Raw genomic sequence first — 1,950 nt, 5'->3', positions numbered from 1 at the left:
TTCAACGTCGTCACCGGCGATGCCGCGACGATCGTTGGGCAGATGAGCGCGGACAAGCGCTTGCGCGCCATGAGCTTTACCGGGTCCACCGAGATCGGCCGGTTGATTGCCGGCCAATGCGCGCCGACGATGAAGCGCCTCGTCATGGAGCTTGGCGGCCACGCGCCGCTTATCGTATTTGCCGACACGGATATCGAAAAAGCGGTCGACATCGCCATCAGCGCCAAGTTCGCAACCTCCGGCCAGGACTGCCTGGCTGCCAACCGGATCTACGTCGAGCGCTCGATCTTGAAGGCCTTCAACGCAGCTTTCGCGGCGCGCATCGCCAACCTGAAGGTCGGAGTCGGCTTGGATGCCGGCGTCGAGATCGGCCCGCTGATGCACGAGCGTGCTTTCGCCAAGGTGGAGGAGCAGGTGGCCGACGCATTGAAACGCGGAGCGACCCTGGTCTGTGGCGGCAGGCGACATAAGGCGGGTCCCCTCTTTTACGAACCGACGCTGCTGACCGAGGTTCCAGACGACGCGCTGATCATGCGGGAAGAGACCTTCGGCCCGGTGGCCGCCGTCACGGCCTTTGACAGCGAGGCGGAGGTGGTCGCCCGCGCCAACGACACGGAATATGGCCTGGCCGCCTACCTCGTCACCGAAAACGGGGCACGACAGATGCGACTCGGTCGGGCGCTCGACTACGGCATGGTGGCGATCAATCGGGTCAAGATCACCGGCGGCCCTGTTCCCTTCGGTGGCTGGAAACAGTCGGGTCTCGGCCGCGAGGGCTCAAGACACGGGCTCGAGGCCTTCACCGAGCTCAAATATCTCTGCATCGACACCACGGCCTGACGCCGCGATACAACCTCATCAAAGACTGAACGCATAAGGACAAAATCATGCTCGACCGCAACAACGAACTGACCGCTTGGGACCGCGACCATTTCTTCCATCCGTCGACCCACATGGGCATGCATGCGCGCGGCGAGACACCGACCCGGGTGATTGCCGGCGGCGAGGGCGTCTACATCACCGACGTCAACGGGCGCACCAGTCTCGATGCCTTTGCCGGTCTCTACTGCGTCAATGTCGGCTATGGCCGCCAGAAGATCGCCGACGCGATCGCCGAACAGGCAAAGAACCTGGCCTACTATCACGCCTATGTCGGGCATGGTACCGAAGCATCGATCACGCTGTCCAAGATGATCATCGACCGGGCACCACAGGGCATGTCCCGCGTCTATTTCGGGCTTTCCGGTTCGGACGCCAACGAAACCAACATCAAGCTGATCTGGTATTACAACAACATTCTCGGACGGCCGGAAAAAAAGAAGATCATCTCGCGCTGGCGCGGCTATCATGGCTCCGGCGTGATGACAGGATCGCTGACCGGGCTTGCACTCTTTCACAACGCCTTCGATCTGCCGCGCGCGCCGATCCTGCACACGGAGGCACCCTATTATTTCCGCCGGTCCGACCGTTCGATGGACGAGGAACAGTTCTCGCAATATTGCGCCGACAAGCTGGAGGAGATGATCGTCAATGAAGGGCCCGACACCATTGCCGCCTTCATCGGCGAACCGATCCTTGGCACCGGCGGCATCGTTCCGCCGCCGAAGGGCTACTGGCAGAAGATCCAGTCGGTGCTTGCCAAATACGACATCCTGCTGGTCGCCGACGAGGTCGTGACCGGCTTCGGCCGCCTCGGCACGATGTTCGGTTCAGACCACTACGGCATGAAGCCGGATCTCATCACCATCGCCAAAGGCCTCACCTCCGCCTATGCGCCGCTTTCGGGAACGATCGTTTCCGACAAGGTCTGGCAGGTTCTGGTCCAGGGCTCGGACGAACTCGGCGCCATCGGCCACGGCTGGACCTATTCCGCCCATCCGATCTGCGCTGCCGCCGGAATCGCCAATCTCGAGCTGATCGACGAACTCGGTCTCATCGAAAACGCCGGTA

2 protein-coding genes are annotated in these 1,950 nt (G+C 61.8%); both read left to right on the top strand.

Going from position 1 to position 1,950, the window contains the following annotated elements:
* Positions 1-840 (top strand): aldehyde dehydrogenase family protein (locus ABIE33_RS36190; protein ID WP_429133959.1); only part of this gene is annotated, 840 nt, incomplete at its 5' end.
* 47 nt (positions 841-887) lie between these two features.
* Positions 888-1,950, top strand: a 1,063-nt coding sequence (locus tag ABIE33_RS36185) for an aminotransferase class III-fold pyridoxal phosphate-dependent enzyme (RefSeq protein ID WP_429133957.1), incomplete at its 3' end; no start/stop codon positions are given.

Source organism: Ensifer sp. 4252, from assembly GCF_050434565.1.
GTDB lineage: Bacteria > Pseudomonadota > Alphaproteobacteria > Rhizobiales > Rhizobiaceae > Ensifer.
Note: the sequence above shows the minus strand (reverse complement) of the source record. Positions and strands in the feature narration are given on the sequence as shown.